The organism is Pseudomonas sp. Fl5BN2, assembly GCF_009908205.1.
Taxonomy (GTDB): domain Bacteria; phylum Pseudomonadota; class Gammaproteobacteria; order Pseudomonadales; family Pseudomonadaceae; genus Aquipseudomonas.
Genome location: NZ_JAAARL010000022.1, coordinates 11,960 through 27,071 on the forward strand (window position 1 = coordinate 11,960; position 15,112 = coordinate 27,071).

At 61.2% G+C, this 15,112-nt stretch carries 10 protein-coding genes; 3 read left to right on the plus strand and 7 right to left on the minus strand.

Going from position 1 to position 15,112, the window contains the following annotated elements:
• Positions 1-19: 19 nt before the first annotated feature.
• From GV819_RS25985 to GV819_RS25995, 3 genes are all read right to left on the minus strand, one after another.
• Positions 20-1,252 carry an NAD(P)/FAD-dependent oxidoreductase gene (locus tag GV819_RS25985; RefSeq protein ID WP_161758911.1) on the minus strand — a complete coding sequence of 411 codons (1,233 nt, stop codon included), beginning with the start codon at positions 1,250-1,252 and terminating at the stop codon, positions 20-22.
• Positions 1,239-2,645 (minus strand): NAD(P)/FAD-dependent oxidoreductase, encoded by a 1,407-nt coding sequence (locus GV819_RS25990; RefSeq protein WP_161758912.1) that lies wholly within the window; start codon positions 2,643-2,645, stop codon positions 1,239-1,241. The genes GV819_RS25985 and GV819_RS25990 overlap by 14 nt, the downstream gene beginning before the upstream one ends.
• Before the next feature lie 159 nt (positions 2,646-2,804).
• Positions 2,805-3,569 (minus strand): DeoR/GlpR family DNA-binding transcription regulator, encoded by a 765-nt coding sequence (locus tag GV819_RS25995; protein ID WP_161758913.1) that lies wholly within the window; start codon positions 3,567-3,569, stop codon positions 2,805-2,807.
• A gap of 381 nt (positions 3,570-3,950) precedes the next feature.
• Between GV819_RS25995 and eutH the strand changes: the two genes are divergently transcribed.
• From eutH to GV819_RS26010, 3 genes are all read left to right on the plus strand, one after another.
• A complete protein-coding gene (gene eutH, locus GV819_RS26000; protein WP_161758914.1) occupies positions 3,951-5,186 on the plus strand; it encodes an ethanolamine utilization protein EutH in 1,236 nt (411 codons plus the stop codon).
• 36 nt (positions 5,187-5,222) lie between these two features.
• Positions 5,223-5,579: a DUF1937 family protein gene (locus GV819_RS26005; protein WP_161758915.1), complete on the plus strand. Its 357-nt coding sequence runs from the start codon at positions 5,223-5,225 to the stop codon at positions 5,577-5,579.
• A gap of 103 nt (positions 5,580-5,682) precedes the next feature.
• Positions 5,683-6,519 (plus strand): 23S rRNA (adenine(2030)-N(6))-methyltransferase RlmJ, encoded by an 837-nt coding sequence (locus tag GV819_RS26010; RefSeq protein WP_161758916.1) that lies wholly within the window; start codon positions 5,683-5,685, stop codon positions 6,517-6,519.
• Positions 6,520-6,578: 59 nt separating this feature from the next.
• On the opposite strand, the gene msrA is transcribed toward GV819_RS26010, so the two are convergent.
• From msrA to aceE, 4 genes are all read right to left on the minus strand, one after another.
• Positions 6,579-7,226 carry a peptide-methionine (S)-S-oxide reductase MsrA gene (msrA, locus tag GV819_RS26015; RefSeq protein WP_161758917.1) on the minus strand — a complete coding sequence of 216 codons (648 nt, stop codon included), beginning with the start codon at positions 7,224-7,226 and terminating at the stop codon, positions 6,579-6,581.
• Positions 7,227-7,300: 74 nt separating this feature from the next.
• Positions 7,301-9,994 carry a sensor domain-containing phosphodiesterase gene (locus GV819_RS26020; RefSeq protein ID WP_161758918.1) on the minus strand — a complete coding sequence of 898 codons (2,694 nt, stop codon included), beginning with the start codon at positions 9,992-9,994 and terminating at the stop codon, positions 7,301-7,303.
• 313 nt (positions 9,995-10,307) lie between these two features.
• On the minus strand, positions 10,308-12,260 hold the full coding sequence (gene aceF, locus GV819_RS26025) for a dihydrolipoyllysine-residue acetyltransferase (RefSeq protein WP_161758919.1): 1,953 nt from the start codon (positions 12,258-12,260) through the stop codon (positions 10,308-10,310).
• Positions 12,261-12,271: 11 nt separating this feature from the next.
• Entirely contained in the window at positions 12,272-14,917 is a 2,646-nt protein-coding gene (gene aceE / locus GV819_RS26030; RefSeq protein WP_161758920.1) for a pyruvate dehydrogenase (acetyl-transferring), homodimeric type, read from the minus strand.
• Positions 14,918-15,112: the final 195 nt, after the last annotated feature.

The following is a 15,112-nucleotide window of genomic DNA, read 5'->3' on the forward strand; positions in this document are numbered from 1 at the left end:
CTCTTATTGATGGACGGGCCTACTCGATGCAAATGTCCAGTTGGTCGATGTGCTCCGGCAGCTTCAATGCCTTGAGGGGAATCAGCAGACGGCGTTCCGGCAAGGCTGACACCGGCTGGCTCCAGAGGTCCTTGCCATGGGCGCGGACCCGCAAGGTGCCGCTGACCGCCTGGCTGACCCGCAGCTGGATGTGTTGCAAGCCGGGAACGTCGCCGCGCACCAGTCTTGCCGGCACGCCGAGTTTGATGGGCGCTGCGTATTTCAGGGTCAGCGCATTGTGCGTGTCAGGTAGTTGGCCACTGAGGGCCAGCGCCATCAAGCCACCGATGCGCCGCCCTTCACGGTAGGACCAGCCAGCGGTCTCGATCGGGCGCAACAGGTTGCCGGCGGCGAAGTAGGCCGGGTCCGAGCAGCGTCCGAACTGATCGATCTTCGGCCCATCGCTACCACTGTCCAGTTGCAGGTGGCTCTGGCGCACCAGGCTCGACTCCGGAGTGAACTGGCCGCTGAGCAGCACCCCGTCACAGTCGAGGGTGCGTACCTCGCCATTGGCCATGCGCACCTGGGCCGACTCCACGCGGCCGGTGCCATTGATCGCCAGTAACTGTGCGCCGAAGTGCATGGGGATGCCGAGCACACGTGGAAACAGCGACAGCGGCCAGCGGGCCGTGGCGCGAGTGTTGGCTTCCAGTACGGCCACCGGGCGGATGCCGGCGCGACGGCAACTGAGAACGGCAGACAGGCTGACCAGTTCGGTGCCGATGATCAGCGGGCGCTCGAAGGGTTTGAGGTGCTGCACATAGAGGAAATTCTGCAGCGCCCCGGTATTGATTACGCCCACGGGCCGGTCACCGGAGAGCAGGCGGGCCGAGCGCGGGGTTTCCCGGGCCCCGGTGGCGATCAGGACCTTCTGCGCGTGGATCTGCAGCGGCCCGTCGGGACTGGCCAGTTGCAGCAGGCCGCCGGGTTCGAGGCTGACTACGGTGTGGCGCAACAGCAGAACCACGCCGGCCTTCAGGGCGGCCTCGACGTTGCGCCGGGCATAGGCCGGTCCGCTGAGAATGCGCTGGTACTCGCGCATGCCGAAAGGTGGATGGGCGCAATGCCGGGGAATACCGCCGGCCTGGCCTTCGCGCTCGATGACCAGTACCGGGCCGATGCCCTGGCGCCGCAGCTCAATGGCTGCTGCGAGGCCTGCCGGACCGCTACCGATAATGGCCACTTCGGCCTGTATGTGTTCAGTGCGGTTCATGGCAACGACCTGTGGCAAGTGGAACGGCTAGATGGCTGGCACTGAGTTCGGCCACCTGGGCCGAGCAATAGAAACCCTGGCAGCGGCCCATGCAGGCCCGGGTGCGACGCTTGAGGCCGCCGAGGTCGCCGGGGGGCAGGGGACCGATCAAGGCCGCCTCGATCTCGCGACGGGTCACCAGTTCGCAATGGCAGACGATTTCGCCGTAGCCTGGCCGCTGCCAGTCGCGGGGCAAGTGCTCGGCGAGGTTGGGCATCTGCGGCCAGATCAACTCTCGCACCGGGTGATGCTGGCGGCGTTGGCTGTACAGCTCATAGACGTGCCGGGCGATGCCCAGGGCTGCAGTGAGTCCGGTGGAGCGGATACCGCCGACGGTGATCCAGTGCCGTGGGTGATCGGCTTGAATCCGGTATTCCTTTTTTTCACTGGCGGGGCGCAGCCCGGCATAGGTGGCGGTCACCGGGACGCCGGCGAGAGCCGGGATCCGCTCCACTGCAGCATCGATCAGGCTTTGCAGGGTGGCGCCGTCGAGGCCGGCGTGGACCCGATCTTCCTGCTCTTCGGCGGTGGGGCCCACCAGCAGGTTGCCGTACACCGTGCGGGTCAGGACGATGCCTTTGGTGCGTTCGTTGGGTACCGGCAGGACGATACGTTGCAGCAGCTTGGCCGCGGCTTTGTCGAAGACCACGAACTGGCCCTTGCGCGGCATGATCCGAAACTCGCTGTGCCCCAGCAACTGGTGTTCCAGGGTGTCGCCGAACAGCCCGGCGCAGTTGATTACCTGTGCGCAGCGCAGGGTGCCCCGGTTGGTGTGCAGGGTCCAGTGCTCGCCGTCGAACTGGCCTTGCTGCACCTCGCACTGGAGTTGTACGCGAGCGCCGTGGGCCATGGCCTGTTGCAGGTATCCCAGGGGGGCGGACCAGGGGTCGATCAAGTGTTCATCGGGCACCAGGACTGCGCCCACCGCGTGATTGGCCAGATGCGGTTCCAGCGCGAGGATCTCGCCTTGTTCCAGCAACCGTGCATTGCTCACCCCATTGGCCTGGGCCTGGGCGAGGATGCCGGGCAGTTTGGCTTGGTCCTCGGTGTTCCAGGCCACCACCAACGCGCCGCTCTTGAGCAGCGGCAGGTTCATCTGCGGGTGAATTTCCAGGTACTCCTGGTACCCGGCCTGCATGCACTGCAACTCCAGGCTGGCGCTGGGCGCATCGAAACCGGTATGCAGGATGGCGCTGTTGGCCTTGCTGGCCCCGGAGAGAATGTCGCTGCCTTTTTCCAGCAGCACCACCCGTGCGCCTTCCAGGGCAAAGCGCCGGGCCATGGCGCAACCCACGACACCGCCACCGACGATGGCCACATCGAAAGTCATACTGTTCGGATAAAGTTCGGTCATATAAACGCCTGTTTCCTGCGGTAACGCCTGAGGATCGGTGCAGAAATCAAAGCATAATATGGGCCATGGTTGTTGTTTTAATTTGTTATTCGGTCATATATCGGTCGTTTTATGTTGTTTTTATGAGGCTTTATGGTTTTCCCAATTCTCATCAAGGCTTCAGGAGGGGGTCACCACGTGCACCTCTACCTTGGCTTTTTCCAGGGCCGCCAGCAGCTCCGGGCCAGGCTGGCGATCGATCACCAGGCGGTCGATGCGCTCCAGCGGGAACACCTTGAACAGGCCACGCCGTTCCAGCTTCGAGGAGTCGGCGATCACCGTCAGTTGGCGGGCCTGGGCAATCATGGCGCGGGCGACTTCCGTCTCTTCAATGGAGAAGTCCATGGCGCCGTCCTCATTCAGGGCGCCGATGGTGATGACCGCGTGCTCAGCGTTGAAGCGGGTGATCTGCTCGAGGGCCAGGGTACCGACGTTCTGGGTCGAATCAGGGCGGTATTCGCCACCGATCATGAACACCCGGTTGCCCGACTCACCCATGCAGCCGGCAATCGGCAGGGAGTTGGTGATTACCGTCAGGCGCGTGTGTTGCGCCAGTTCCCGGGCGAAGAACAAGGTAGTGGTACCGGTGTCGATGAAGATACTGTCGCCGGCGCAGAACAGTCCGGCGGCATAGCGGGCGATGGCGCGCTTCTCCTGGGCATGTTCGTTCATGCGGGTTTGAAAGGTGTTTTCGTGTTCGCCGGTGGGCGGTAGCGCAGCGCCGCCGTGAAACTTGGTAACCAGGCCGCTTTCCGCCAGTTCGCTGAGGTCGCGGCGGATGGTCTCCTGGGAGGTGGTGGTGATGCGGGCCAGCTCTTCCACGGAGATCCGCTCCCGTTGCCGCAGGAGTTCGAGAATGTGCTGTCGTCGTTCGTTGGGGCGCATGGTGGTTTTCCGTCAGTGGTACTTCGCCACACAAATGGGCAGTTCTTGTTACTTACGCACACCTTTTGCACATTGAGGTGCGGATTCGGTCAAGTCTGATGGAAAAGTTAAGCATTTACTTGCACGTTTAACAATGACCCTCAGTCATCCGCTGATTCAATGAAACAGGCTTTAAGAATCGAAATGTGGTGATTTTGTTGACTGATATTTGCTTGTTTGTATGTAAAAACCACAACTAATACACATTGTGGCACAGGAAATGCCCTGTCTTCCTTTACCTGGACTATCGACCGCCTATGCGATGGGCTGACCAGGACTGGCCTCAACAAGAACCTTCCCGGCGGGGAAACCTATAAATGACGCTCAGAGAGATGAACCAACATGGCTGAATTTGGAAACTACGTCATTTACCTGATCATGCTCGGCGCGGTAATCGGCGCCCTGTCGTCGATCATCAAGCCTGATAGCGGGCTGGGCAGGGAGTTTGTCAACGGTATCCACTCCATCGGTCCGGTGTTCCTGGCCCAGGCCGGGATCATGGTGGCAATTCCCTACCTGTCCCAAGGCATTTCCCACGCCCTGGGGCCGTTCTTCAATGCCCTGGGTTCGGATGTCTCTATTGCGGCGCTGTCGATCATTGCGGTGGACATGGGCGGTTATCAGTTGGCCAACGCCCTGACCGCCAACCGCGACCTGTGGATCACCGCGATGCTGGTGGGCTATACCTCCGGGGCGACCATCGTCTACCTGATCCCGGTGGGCCTGACCATGCTCGAACGCAAGGACCACAAGTACCTGGCGCTGGGGGCCATGGCCGGGCTGATCAGTATTCCGTTCGCGGTGCTGATGTCGCTGCTGATCATCACCGTCAGCCAATTGCCGGTGCGTGACATTGTCTCCACCAACTCCGAGGCGTTGTATTACCTGTCCCTGGGTTTCGGCGACATGCTCAAGTTGCTGGCGCCGCTGTTCGTGTTCTGCTTCTTGCTGGCGGCCGGGCTGCGCTACCGCCCGCAAATGATGGTCAGCGGCTTCCTGGTGTTCGGCAAGATCATGGACGCCGGGATCAAGCTGATCCTCGCCTTGAGCATCGTCGAACACTTCACCAAGTTCTTCAGCATCAACTTCGGCGGTTGGGGCTTCGACCCGATGTTCGCGGATGAAAAGGAGTTGTTCCGGGCCATCGAGATCGCCGGCTACATCGGCATCATGCTCGCCGGTACCTTCCCGATCTGCTACCTGTTCCAGCGCTACTGCAAGAAGCCCATGGAGTTGCTGGGGCGCCAGTTGAATCTGTCGAGCACCGGTGCAGCGGGGTTCATCATGGTGTTCGCCAACATCATTGCCACCTATCACCTGTTCAAGTACATGACCGCTCGCGACAAGGTGCTGTGCGTGGCCCTGGGTGTCTGTGCCCAGGCGTTGATCGGCGATCACCTGGCGTTCACTGCGAACTTCCAGCCGAGCCTGATCCTGCCGATCCTCATCGGCAAACTGTTCGGCGGCCTGCTGGCGGTGGCGATTGCCATCCGCATCTCGGTTCCGGCTGCCCAGCGTTATGAGCTGCAAGAGCAGGAGCAGGCCGAGGCCTTTGCCCTGCAACCCGCGCGGACCTGAACGGTCCGCTTCACTGTTCCAAGAGTCGAGGTAACCATGCGCAAGATTTTCCTGGCCTGTCCGTACAGCCATCCCGAAGCCGCGGTCGTCAACGAGCGCTTTATCCAGTGCAACCGGGTGGCGGCGGGGATTCTCCAGGCCGGGCATGCGGTGTTCAGCCAAGTGAGCATGTCCCATCCGATCAACCTGTGCCTTGAGGGCAAGGATAACGCGGCCATTGGCAAGCTCTGGGCACCGGTCGATGCGCTGTACATGGCGATGATGGAAGAGCTGATCGTGCTCGACCTGCCGGGCTGGAAAGACAGCGGCGGGATCAAGCGCGAGATCGAGGTTTTCGAATCCTCCGGGCGCCGGGTCAGTCTGTGGTCCGAGGTCAGCCACGAGTTCGTCTGAGTTGCCTGCCGTACCCGTCGTCGACTGCGCCGGGTACGGCCCCCGTCCGAACTGACGACAGGCTGCACACAGGGTAAACTTGCGCTCCTGCGCAGGAGCAACCATGAACTATCGTCACGCCTTCCACGCCGGCAATCACGCCGACGTCTTCAAACACCTGACCCTGACCCGCCTCATCGCCCTGATGTCGCGCAAGGAGCAGCCGTTCGCCTACCTCGACAGCCACGCCGGCATTGGCCTGTATGACCTCAAGGGCGACCAGGCAACGCGCACCGGCGAATACCTGGAAGGCATCGCACGACTGTGGGGCGACGAGGAACTGCCGGCACTGACTGCTGACTACATGCAAGTGCTGCACAAGATGAACCCGGATGGCGAACTGCGTTACTACCCGGGCTCACCGGAGCTGGCGCGGCGCCTGACGCGCTCCCAGGATCGGGTACTGCTCAATGAAAAGCACCCGCAAGACGGTCAATTGCTCAAGGACAATATGAAGGGTGATCGCCGAGTGGCGGTGCATCTGGGGGAGGGCTGGCATGTGGCGCGGGCGCTGCTGCCGGTGGCGGAAAAGCGTGCGTTGATGCTGATCGATCCGCCTTTCGAGCAACTCGATGAGATGCAGCGCTGTGCCGCATCGTTGAAGGAAGCCATCGCCCGCATGCGCCAGACCGTGGCGGCCATCTGGTACCCGGTCAAGGACCAGCGGGCGCTACGGCGTTTCTACCAGGACCTGGCCGGCACCGGTGCGCCGAAGTTGCTGCGGGTGGAATTGCTGGTGCATCCCCTGGATACGCCCAACAGCCTCAATGGTTCGGGCCTGGCGATCGCCAACCCGCCTTGGGGGCTGGAAGAGGAGTTGCGCGAGCTGTTGCCTTGGCTGTCGAAGAAGCTCGGTCAGACTCAGGGCGGCTGGCAGATGGATTGGCTGATTGCGGAATAAGCGCCTGATGCTCTCGTTGGCAAGCCAGCTCCGGCAGGAACCGGCTTGCAACGAAAGGCTCAGATCGGGCAGGTCACGCCAGTGCCACCGATACCGCAATACCCTTCAGGATTCTTCGCCAGGTACTGCTGGTGATAGGCCTCGGCGAAGTAGACGGTCGGGGCTTCTTCGATTTCCGTGGTGATGTTGCCCAGTCCGGCCTTGGTCAGTTCGGCCTGGAACACGTCCTTGCTGTGCAGTGCCTGCTCCAGCTGGGTTGGGTTGGTGGCGTAGATCACCGAGCGGTACTGGGTGCCGATGTCATTGCCTTGGCGCATGCCCTGGGTCGGGTTGTGCAGTTCCCAGAACATCGCCAACAGCTCCTGGTAGCTGACCTTCTCAGGTTCATACACCACCAGCACCACTTCGGTATGGCCGGTCAGGCCTGAGCAGACTTCTTCGTAGGTCGGGTTCGGGGTGAAGCCACCGGCATAACCCACGCACGTGCTGAACACGCCTTCGCGCTGCCAGAAGCGCCGTTCCGCGCCCCAGAAGCAACCCAGGCCGAAGATGGCGAAATCCACATTGCCCGGAAACGGACCCAGCAGCGGGTTGCCGTTGACGTAGTGTTCGGCAGGCAGGGCCATGGGGGTTTCACGGCCGGGCAGAGCTTGTTCTTTGGTTGGAAGCACTTTTTTGTTCACCAGAATTTCCGAGCGCAAGACCATGTGGCGGTCCTCCAGTCAGGTTGGGGAGTCGGTAAGAGGATAGACACGCAGTTTGCCCGAGTGTTACAGCGCTGTCAGGCAATTGGACCACGAGGATAACGCTTGAGCTTGGCGATCAGTTCGGAGCCGGGAATCGGCCGGTCGAACAGGTAGCCCTGGCCGACGTCGCAGCGATGGCGGCGGAGGAAGGTCAGCTGCTCGGCAGTCTCGATGCCTTCGGCGACCACCTTGATTTTCAGGTTGTGGGCCATGGCGATCACTGCGGAGGTGATTTCCATGTCGTCCTGGTTATCGGGGATTTCGTGGATGAAGCTGCGATCGATCTTGATGATATCGATGGGGAATTTCTTCAGGTAGCTCAGGGACGAATAGCCGGTGCCGAAGTCGTCCATGGCCAGGGTCAGGCCGAGCTTTTTCAGCTGTTCAAGCTGCTGGTGGGTGTCGTCGGTGGCTTCCAGCAGCAAGCCCTCCGTCAACTCAAGTTCCAGCAGCGAGGAGGGCAGTTGTTCTTCCTTGAGGATGCTGGCGATCGAGGCTACCAGGTCCGGGTCGGAGAACTGCTTGGGTGACAGGTTGATGGCCACATGCAGGTTGCCCATGCCGGCGGCGGTCAGTTGCTTGCTCATGCGGCAGGCCTGTCGGGCAATCCACTTGCCGATGGGGATGATCAGGCCGGTTTCTTCCGCCACGCTGATGAACTGGTCCGGACGGATCATGCCTTTTTCCGGGTGGTTCCAGCGCAGCAGTGCCTCCATTCCCAGCAAGCGACCACTGCGCAGGCACAGCTTGGGTTGGTAGAACACGTCCAGTTCGTTCTGGGTCAGGGCCCGGCGCAGGTTATTCTCGACGAACAGCTTGTAGCTGGCCTCGGCGTTCAGGGCCTCGGTGAACACCTGCAATTGGTGTTTGCCGTTGGCCTTGGCCTTGTGCAGTGCCAGCCCGGCGTTGCGCATCAGCGTCTGTGGATCACGACCGTGCAGTGGCGAGCTGGCCAGCCCCACGGAGCCGGTGACGCTGATCAACTGGTTGTCGACGAACATCGGCTTGTCGAGGGTCATCAGCAGTTGGTTGGCGATCTGTTGGCCGGTTTCCAGGTCGGTGTTGTCCAGCAGCACGGCGAATTCGTTACTGGCAAAGCGTGCCAGGCTGCCGCTGGGGCTCAGGCTGTTGCGCAGGCGTCGGGCCAGGCTGATCAGCAGCTTGTCGCCGGTCTGGTGGCCGAGGCTGTCGTTGATCCGCTTGAAGTTGTCGATGTCCACCAGCAGCAGGCTGATCGGGGTATCGCTGTCTCGGGCGAACCGCTCGTCGAGGTTGCGGATGAAGGCGGGGCGGTTGCCCAGGTTGGTCAGGTTGTCGGTATAGGCCAGGCGCTCGATGCGCTGCTGGGCCAGCTTGGTCTGGGTGATGTCTTCGTAGATGCCGATGTAGTGGGTCAGCTCGCGATTGTCGCCATAGACCTTGGAGATCGACAACTGGCCCCAATAGGGTTCGAGGTTCTTGCGCCGGCTCTTGAATTCGCCCTGCCAGCTATTGCTCTTGGCCAGGCTGGAGGGGGCGTCGAACAGCAGTTCGCTGAGGTTCTCCAGGGCCGGTAGTTCGGACAAGCGGTGGCCATGGACCTCTTCGGTACTGTACTGGGTGATCGCGGTGAAGCTCGGGTTGACGTACTCCACCACGCCGTCGCAGTTGACCAGCAGGAAGGCGTTGGCGCTCTGTTCCACGGCGCGCTGGAACAGGTGCAGGGCGCTGGTGGCGGCACGCCGGTTGTGATTGTTGATGACTTGGGCGAACTGGTCTGCCAGCTCGCCGGCAAAGGCGATTTCGTCCGACTGCCAGGCCCGGGTCATGCCGGTCTGCTCCAGGCACAGCACGCCGACCACCTGGCCGTCGATGCGGATGCTGGCGTCGAGCATGGCATTCACATCCCGCGGGCGCAGGCTCTCGGCCATTTCCCGGGTGCGCGGATCGCGCATGGCGTTCTGGGCGTCGATGGCGCGGCAGCTGTGCAGGGCTTCCAGGTAATCGGGAAAGTTGCTGGCGTCCACGGGCTCCGGCATACGGTGTTCCTGAGAGCCACGATGGTAGGCGGCAATCGGCACCAGTTGCTGGTCTTCCAGGTTCCAGATGCTCGCGCAGTCGATCTGGTAGATGTCACAGGCGCAACGAGTAATCAGCTCGGCGGCTTCCTTCAGGGAGTTGCCGCTGCTGTAGCGCTGGCGGGTCAGGAGCAGGATCAGGTCTTGCTGAGCCCGTACCCGTTCCAGGTGCTGCAGTTGTTCCTGCTGGGCCCGCTGGTTGAGTTCCAGGGCGATCTGCAGGCGGGTGTTCTGGGTTTCCAGGTCCAGGATCGGCATCGTCGATCCGTCGCTGAACAGGCCTTCCACCACCAGCAGGTAACCGCGCAGCAGGTGCCGGTTGTGTTGCTTGTAGGCTTCTCCCAGCTCGAGGATGCTCAAGGGCCCCTGGCCGGTGTGCAAGGTGTAGCGGATCAGGTAGTTCGGGCTGCTGCTCAACTGCTGCTGGATGGTGTCGTGCAGTTGATAGCGGGCCTCGGGTTCCATCAGGCTGGCGTAGGGGGAACCGACCAGGGCGCAGAGTTCGACGGCGGGCAGGCCGAACTGGCGTTCGCAATTGGGATCGAGAAACAGCAACGCCCAGCTAGCTTCATTTAGCCGTTCGAAACGCAACATGCCGAGCCGCGAGGGCACAGGCAACTGCGTCACTACCTCGGCCACCATACGGCTGGCGGCATCGGGTTGGCTTTTCATGGGGGAAACTCGCTTCGAAATTGCTGATCGCGCCGGGCTCACGCCCTCTTTACTGTTGCCTGCAGCAAGGTTGCATCATGCGGCATCGACTGACAAGTAAGATGAAGGCTAAGTGCTATAAACCTGTATCGGCAGACTGAAGGATTTCTGCAAAGTAACTTTTTTGGCCATTTTCACCCTGGAATGACGGGCTATTGGCGACGTTTTCTTGGCAAAAAAAAGCCCCGCCAAATTGACGGGGTTGAGGTACGAGCGTGGCGCTCGGAAAGCATGCGTTACCGGCCCGCCCAAGATGGGAGAGCCGGTTCGCGGGTTACAGCAGAATGGTGCGGATATCCGCCAGCAGGTCGCTCAGGCGCTTGGTGAAGCGTGCAGCGGCCGCGCCGTTGATCACTCGGTGATCATAGGACAGGGACAGTGGCAGCATCAGCTTCGGCTGGAAGGCCTTGCCGTCCCAGACAGGCTGGATGGTGGCCTTGGAAACACCGAGGATCGCCACTTCCGGCGCGTTGACGATCGGCGTGAAGCCGGTACCGCCAATGTGCCCGAGGCTGGAGATGGTGAAGCAAGCGCCTTGCATCTCGTCTGCGGACAGCTTCTTGGTCCGGGCTTTTTCCGCCAGGGAAGCGGCCTCGGCCGCCAGCTGCAGCAGGCTCTTCTGATCGACGTTCTTGATCACGGGTACCAGCAGGCCATCCGGGGTGTCCACGGCGAAGCCGATGTTCACATACTTCTTGCGGATGATCGCTTTGCCACTTGGCGCCAGGGAGCTGTTGAAGTCCGGCAGTTCCTTGAGCAGGTGCGCGCAGGACTTGAGCAGCAGCGGCAGGATGGTCAGCTTGACGCCGGCCTTCTCGGCCACAGCCTTCTGCGCAACGCGGAAAGCTTCCAGCTCGGTGATGTCGGCCGAGTCGAACTGAGTCACGTGCGGTACGTTCAGCCAGCTGCGGTGCAGGTTGGCGGCGCCAGCCTGCATCAGGCGGGTCATCGGCACTTCTTCGATTTCACCGAAGCGGCTGAAGTCCACCACTGGAATCGGCGGAATGCCCGAGCCTGAGGTTGCGCCGGCAGCCGGTGCTTCCTTGGCCTTCTGCATCATCGCCTTGACGTAGACCTGCACGTCTTCCTTGAGGATGCGACCGTGTGGACCGCTTGGACTTACTGCGTTCAGTTCGACGCCGAACTCACGAGCCAGTTGACGCACGGCTGGGCCGGCATGAACTTTCGCGCCCGGCTTGGCAGGAGCAGCAACCGGAGCGGCAGCAGCCGGTACGGCGGCTGGAGCGGCAGAGGCTGGTGCCGGAGCACTTGCAGCAGCGGCAGCTGGAGCCGGGGCAACAGCAGGTGCCGCGCCTTTGACTTTCAGCTTGAGGATCAGGTCGCCGGTGCCGACTTCGTCGTCCAGCTTGATCGATACGCTTTCAACGATGCCGGCAGCTGGCGATGGAATTTCCATGCTGGCCTTGTCGGACTCGAGGGTGATCAGCGATTGGTCGGCGACGACGCTGTCGCCAGCCTTGACCAGCACTTCGATGATCTTGGCCTTGCCGGCCGAGCCGATGTCCGGAACGTGGATGTCCTGGACGCTGTCGGCCACCGGTGCTGCTGGGGCCGCTGCCGGAGCAGGCGCAGGCGCAGCAGCAGTGGCTGGAGCAGCCGCCTGAGCGGGCGCGGCAGCAGGGGCCGCAGCGCCTGCCACTTCCAGATCCAGAATCAGATCGCCAGTGCCGACTTCGTCGTTGAGCTTGACGCTGATGGCCTTGACCACGCCAGCGGCAGGCGATGGAATTTCCATGCTGGCCTTGTCGGATTCCAGGGTGATCAACGATTGATCAGCCTCAACCTTATCGCCGACCTTGACCTGGATCTCGATGATCTGGGCCTTGCCCGACGAGCCGATATCCGGCACGTGCACTTGCTGCACCGAAGCCGCAGCAGGGGCCGCTGGAGCGGCGGCAGGAGCCGGCGCGGCAGCAGCTGTGTCAGCTTTGGCAGCAGGGGCGGCGGCAGGTGCATGGGCCGCGGCAGCGGCGCCCTCGACTTCCAGCTCCAGCAGTTCGTCGCCTTCTTTCAGGCGGTCGCCCAGCTTCACTTTCAGGCTCTTGACCACACCGGCTTTCGGCGCAGGAATTTCCATGCTGGCCTTGTCCGACTCCAGCGTCAGGATGCTTTGGTCGGCTTCGACACGGTCGCCGACCTTCACAAACAGTTCGATTACTTCACCTTCACCGCTGCCGATGTCAGGTACGCGAATGAGTTCGCTCACAGAAAGTCTCCTCAGCAGTCCAGTGGGTTGCGTTTTTCCGGGTTGATACCGAACTTGGTGATGGCTTCAGCCACGACCTTAGGTTCGATGTCACCACGGTCAGCCAAGGCTTCCAAGGCTGCCAACACCACGAAATGACGGTCTACTTCGAAGAAGTGACGCAGTTTCTTGCGGCTGTCGCTACGGCCGAAACCGTCGGTGCCCAGGACTTTGAATTCCTTGGACGGGACCCACTGGCGAATCTGTTCGGCGAACAGCTTCATGTAGTCGGTAGAGGCAATGACCGGACCTTTACGACCGCTCAGGCATTCTTCGACATAACTCAGTTTTGGCTTCTGGCCAGGGTGCAGACGGTTGCTGCGCTCTACGGCCAGGCCGTCGCGACGCAATTCGTTGAAGCTGGTAACGCTCCATACGTCAGCGCCGACGTTGAACTCTTCACGCAGGATCTTCGCCGCTTCACGGACTTCACGCAGGATGGTGCCGGAGCCCATCAGCTGCACGTGGTGCGCCGCTTCCCTGGTGTCTTCTTCGAGCAGGTACATGCCCTTGACGATGCCTTCTTCGACACCGGCCGGCATGGCTGGCTGCTGGTAGGACTCGTTCATTACGGTGATGTAGTAGAAGACGTCCTGTTGCTCTTCGGTCATCTTCTTCATGCCGTCCTGGATGATCACCGCCAGCTCGTAGCCGTAGGTTGGATCAAAGGTGCGGCAGTTCGGGATGGTGGCAGCCAGGATGTGGCTGTGACCATCTTCGTGCTGCAGGCCTTCACCGTTGAGGGTGGTACGGCCGGCGGTACCGCCGATCAGGAAGCCACGGGTGCGGCTGTCGCCAGCGGCCCAGGCCAGGTCGCCAATGCGCTGGAAGCCGAACATCGAGTAGAAGATGTAGAACGGCAGCATTGGCTGGTTGTGGCTGGAGTACGAAGTACCGGCAGCGATGAAGGAGCTCATGGCACCTGCTTCGTTGATGCCTTCTTCGAGGATCTGGCCCTTCTTGTCTTCGCGGTAGAACATCACCTGGTCTTTATCGACTGGCTCGTAGAGCTGGCCGACGGAGGAGTAGATGCCCAGTTGGCGGAACATGCCTTCCATACCAAAGGTACGGGCTTCGTCCGGGATGATCGGGACGATGCGCGGGCCGATGTCCTTGTCCTTGACCAGCTGCGCGAGGATCCGCACGAAGGCCATGGTGGTGGAGATTTCACGGTCGCCCGAGCCGTCCAGGATAGCCTTGAGGGTATCGAGTGATGGGGTCGGGATGCCGAAGCTTTGGGCGCGGCGTTGTGGCACGAAACCGCCCAGTGCAGTGCGGCGCTCGCTGAGGTAGCGGGCTTCGGCGCTGTTTGGCTCCGGCTTGAAGAACGGCAGGTTCTCCAGCTCGTCGTCTTTGACCGGAATGTCGAAGCGGTCACGGAACAACTTCAGGCTGTCGACATCGACTTTCTTGGTGTTGTGCGCAGTGTTTTTCGCTTCGCCGGCACCGGTGCCATAACCTTTGATGGTCTTGGCCAGGATGACGGTAGGTTGTTCTTTGTGGTTGACCGCTTCGTGGTACGCCGCATAGACCTTGTACGGGTCGTGGCCGCCACGGTTGAGTTTCCAGATCTCGTCGTCGGACAGATCGGCAACCATCGCCTTGAGTTCAGGCGTGTTGAAGAAGTGCTCGCGAACGAACGCGCCGTCTTTGGCTTTGTAGTTCTGGTACTCGCCGTCGATGACTTCGTCCATGCGACGTTGCAGGATGCCGTCGACGTCTTTGGCCAGCAGTGGGTCCCAGAAACGGCCCCAGATGACTTTGGTGACGTTCCACTGAGCACCACGGAATACGCCTTCGAGTTCCTGGATGATCTTGCCATTGCCGCGAACCGGGCCGTCGAGGCGCTGCAGGTTGCAGTTGATGACGAAGATCAGGTTGTCCAGCTTCTCGCGGCCGGCCAGGGAGATTGCGCCCAGGGATTCGGGTTCGTCGCACTCGCCGTCGCCCAGGAAGCACCAGACTTTTTGCTTGCCTTCCGGGATGAAGCCGCGGGCTTCCAGGTACTTCATGAAGCGTGCCTGGTAGATCGCCTGGATCGGGCCAAGGCCCATGGATACAGTCGGGAACTGCCAGAAGTCAGGCATCAGCCAAGGGTGCGGGTAGGACGACAGGCCCTGACCGTCCACTTCCTGGCGGAAGTTGTTCATCTGGTCTTCGGTGATACGACCTTCCATGAACGCACGGGCGTAGACGCCTGGCGAGGTGTGACCCTGGAAGTAGATCAGGTCGCCGCCGTGTTCGTCGGTCGGGGCCTGGAAGAAGTAGTTGAAGCCGATGTCATACAGGGTTGCGCTGGAAGCGAAGCTGGAGATGTGACCGCCCAGGTCAGAATCTTTCAAGTTCGTGCGCATAACCATCGCCATCGCGTTCCAGCGAACCAACGAGCGAATGCGGCGTTCCATGAACAGGTCGCCAGGCATGCGTGCTTCGTGGGTGACGGGAATCGTATTGCGGTATGGCGTGGTGATGGCGTAGGGCAGTTGCGAGCCGCTGCGGGTCGCGAGTTCGCCCATACGGGTCATCAGATAGTGAGCACGGTCTTCGCCTTCTTTATCGAGAACCGATTCCAGGGCGTCCAGCCATTCCTGGGTTTCGACGGGATCGAGGTCTTGCATGGCTTGCTCCAGGGCGGAAAGGCTTCCAGAATCGGTTGCCTGAGTTTGCGACTGGCCTTGTGGGCAGACGATTATAAATTCTTGGATTGCCGAAGGTTGTTCCGGCGGCGTGTAGTTTTACTACAAATCGTCGGCCATTTCAGCCTTTCGAATGTATATACGAGTAGTAAAACTACAGAAGATTGGCTCGTGGCC

Excerpts from the sequence above, each read along its gene's own strand:
- GV819_RS25985 (WP_161758911.1), bottom strand. The coding sequence starts at position 1,252 with ATGAACCGCACTGAACACATACAGGCCGAAGTGGCCATTATCGGTAGC.
- GV819_RS25990 (WP_161758912.1), bottom strand. The coding sequence starts at position 2,645 with ATGACCGAACTTTATCCGAACAGTATGACTTTCGATGTGGCCATCGTC.
- GV819_RS25995 (WP_161758913.1), bottom strand. The coding sequence starts at position 3,569 with ATGCGCCCCAACGAACGACGACAGCACATTCTCGAACTCCTGCGGCAA.
- eutH (WP_161758914.1), top strand. The coding sequence starts at position 3,951 with ATGGCTGAATTTGGAAACTACGTCATTTACCTGATCATGCTCGGCGCG.
- GV819_RS26005 (WP_161758915.1), top strand. The coding sequence starts at position 5,223 with ATGCGCAAGATTTTCCTGGCCTGTCCGTACAGCCATCCCGAAGCCGCG.
- GV819_RS26010 (WP_161758916.1), top strand. The coding sequence starts at position 5,683 with ATGAACTATCGTCACGCCTTCCACGCCGGCAATCACGCCGACGTCTTC.
- msrA (WP_161758917.1), bottom strand. The coding sequence starts at position 7,226 with ATGGTCTTGCGCTCGGAAATTCTGGTGAACAAAAAAGTGCTTCCAACC.
- GV819_RS26020 (WP_161758918.1), bottom strand. The coding sequence starts at position 9,994 with ATGAAAAGCCAACCCGATGCCGCCAGCCGTATGGTGGCCGAGGTAGTG.
- aceE (WP_161758920.1), bottom strand. The coding sequence starts at position 14,917 with ATGCAAGACCTCGATCCCGTCGAAACCCAGGAATGGCTGGACGCCCTG.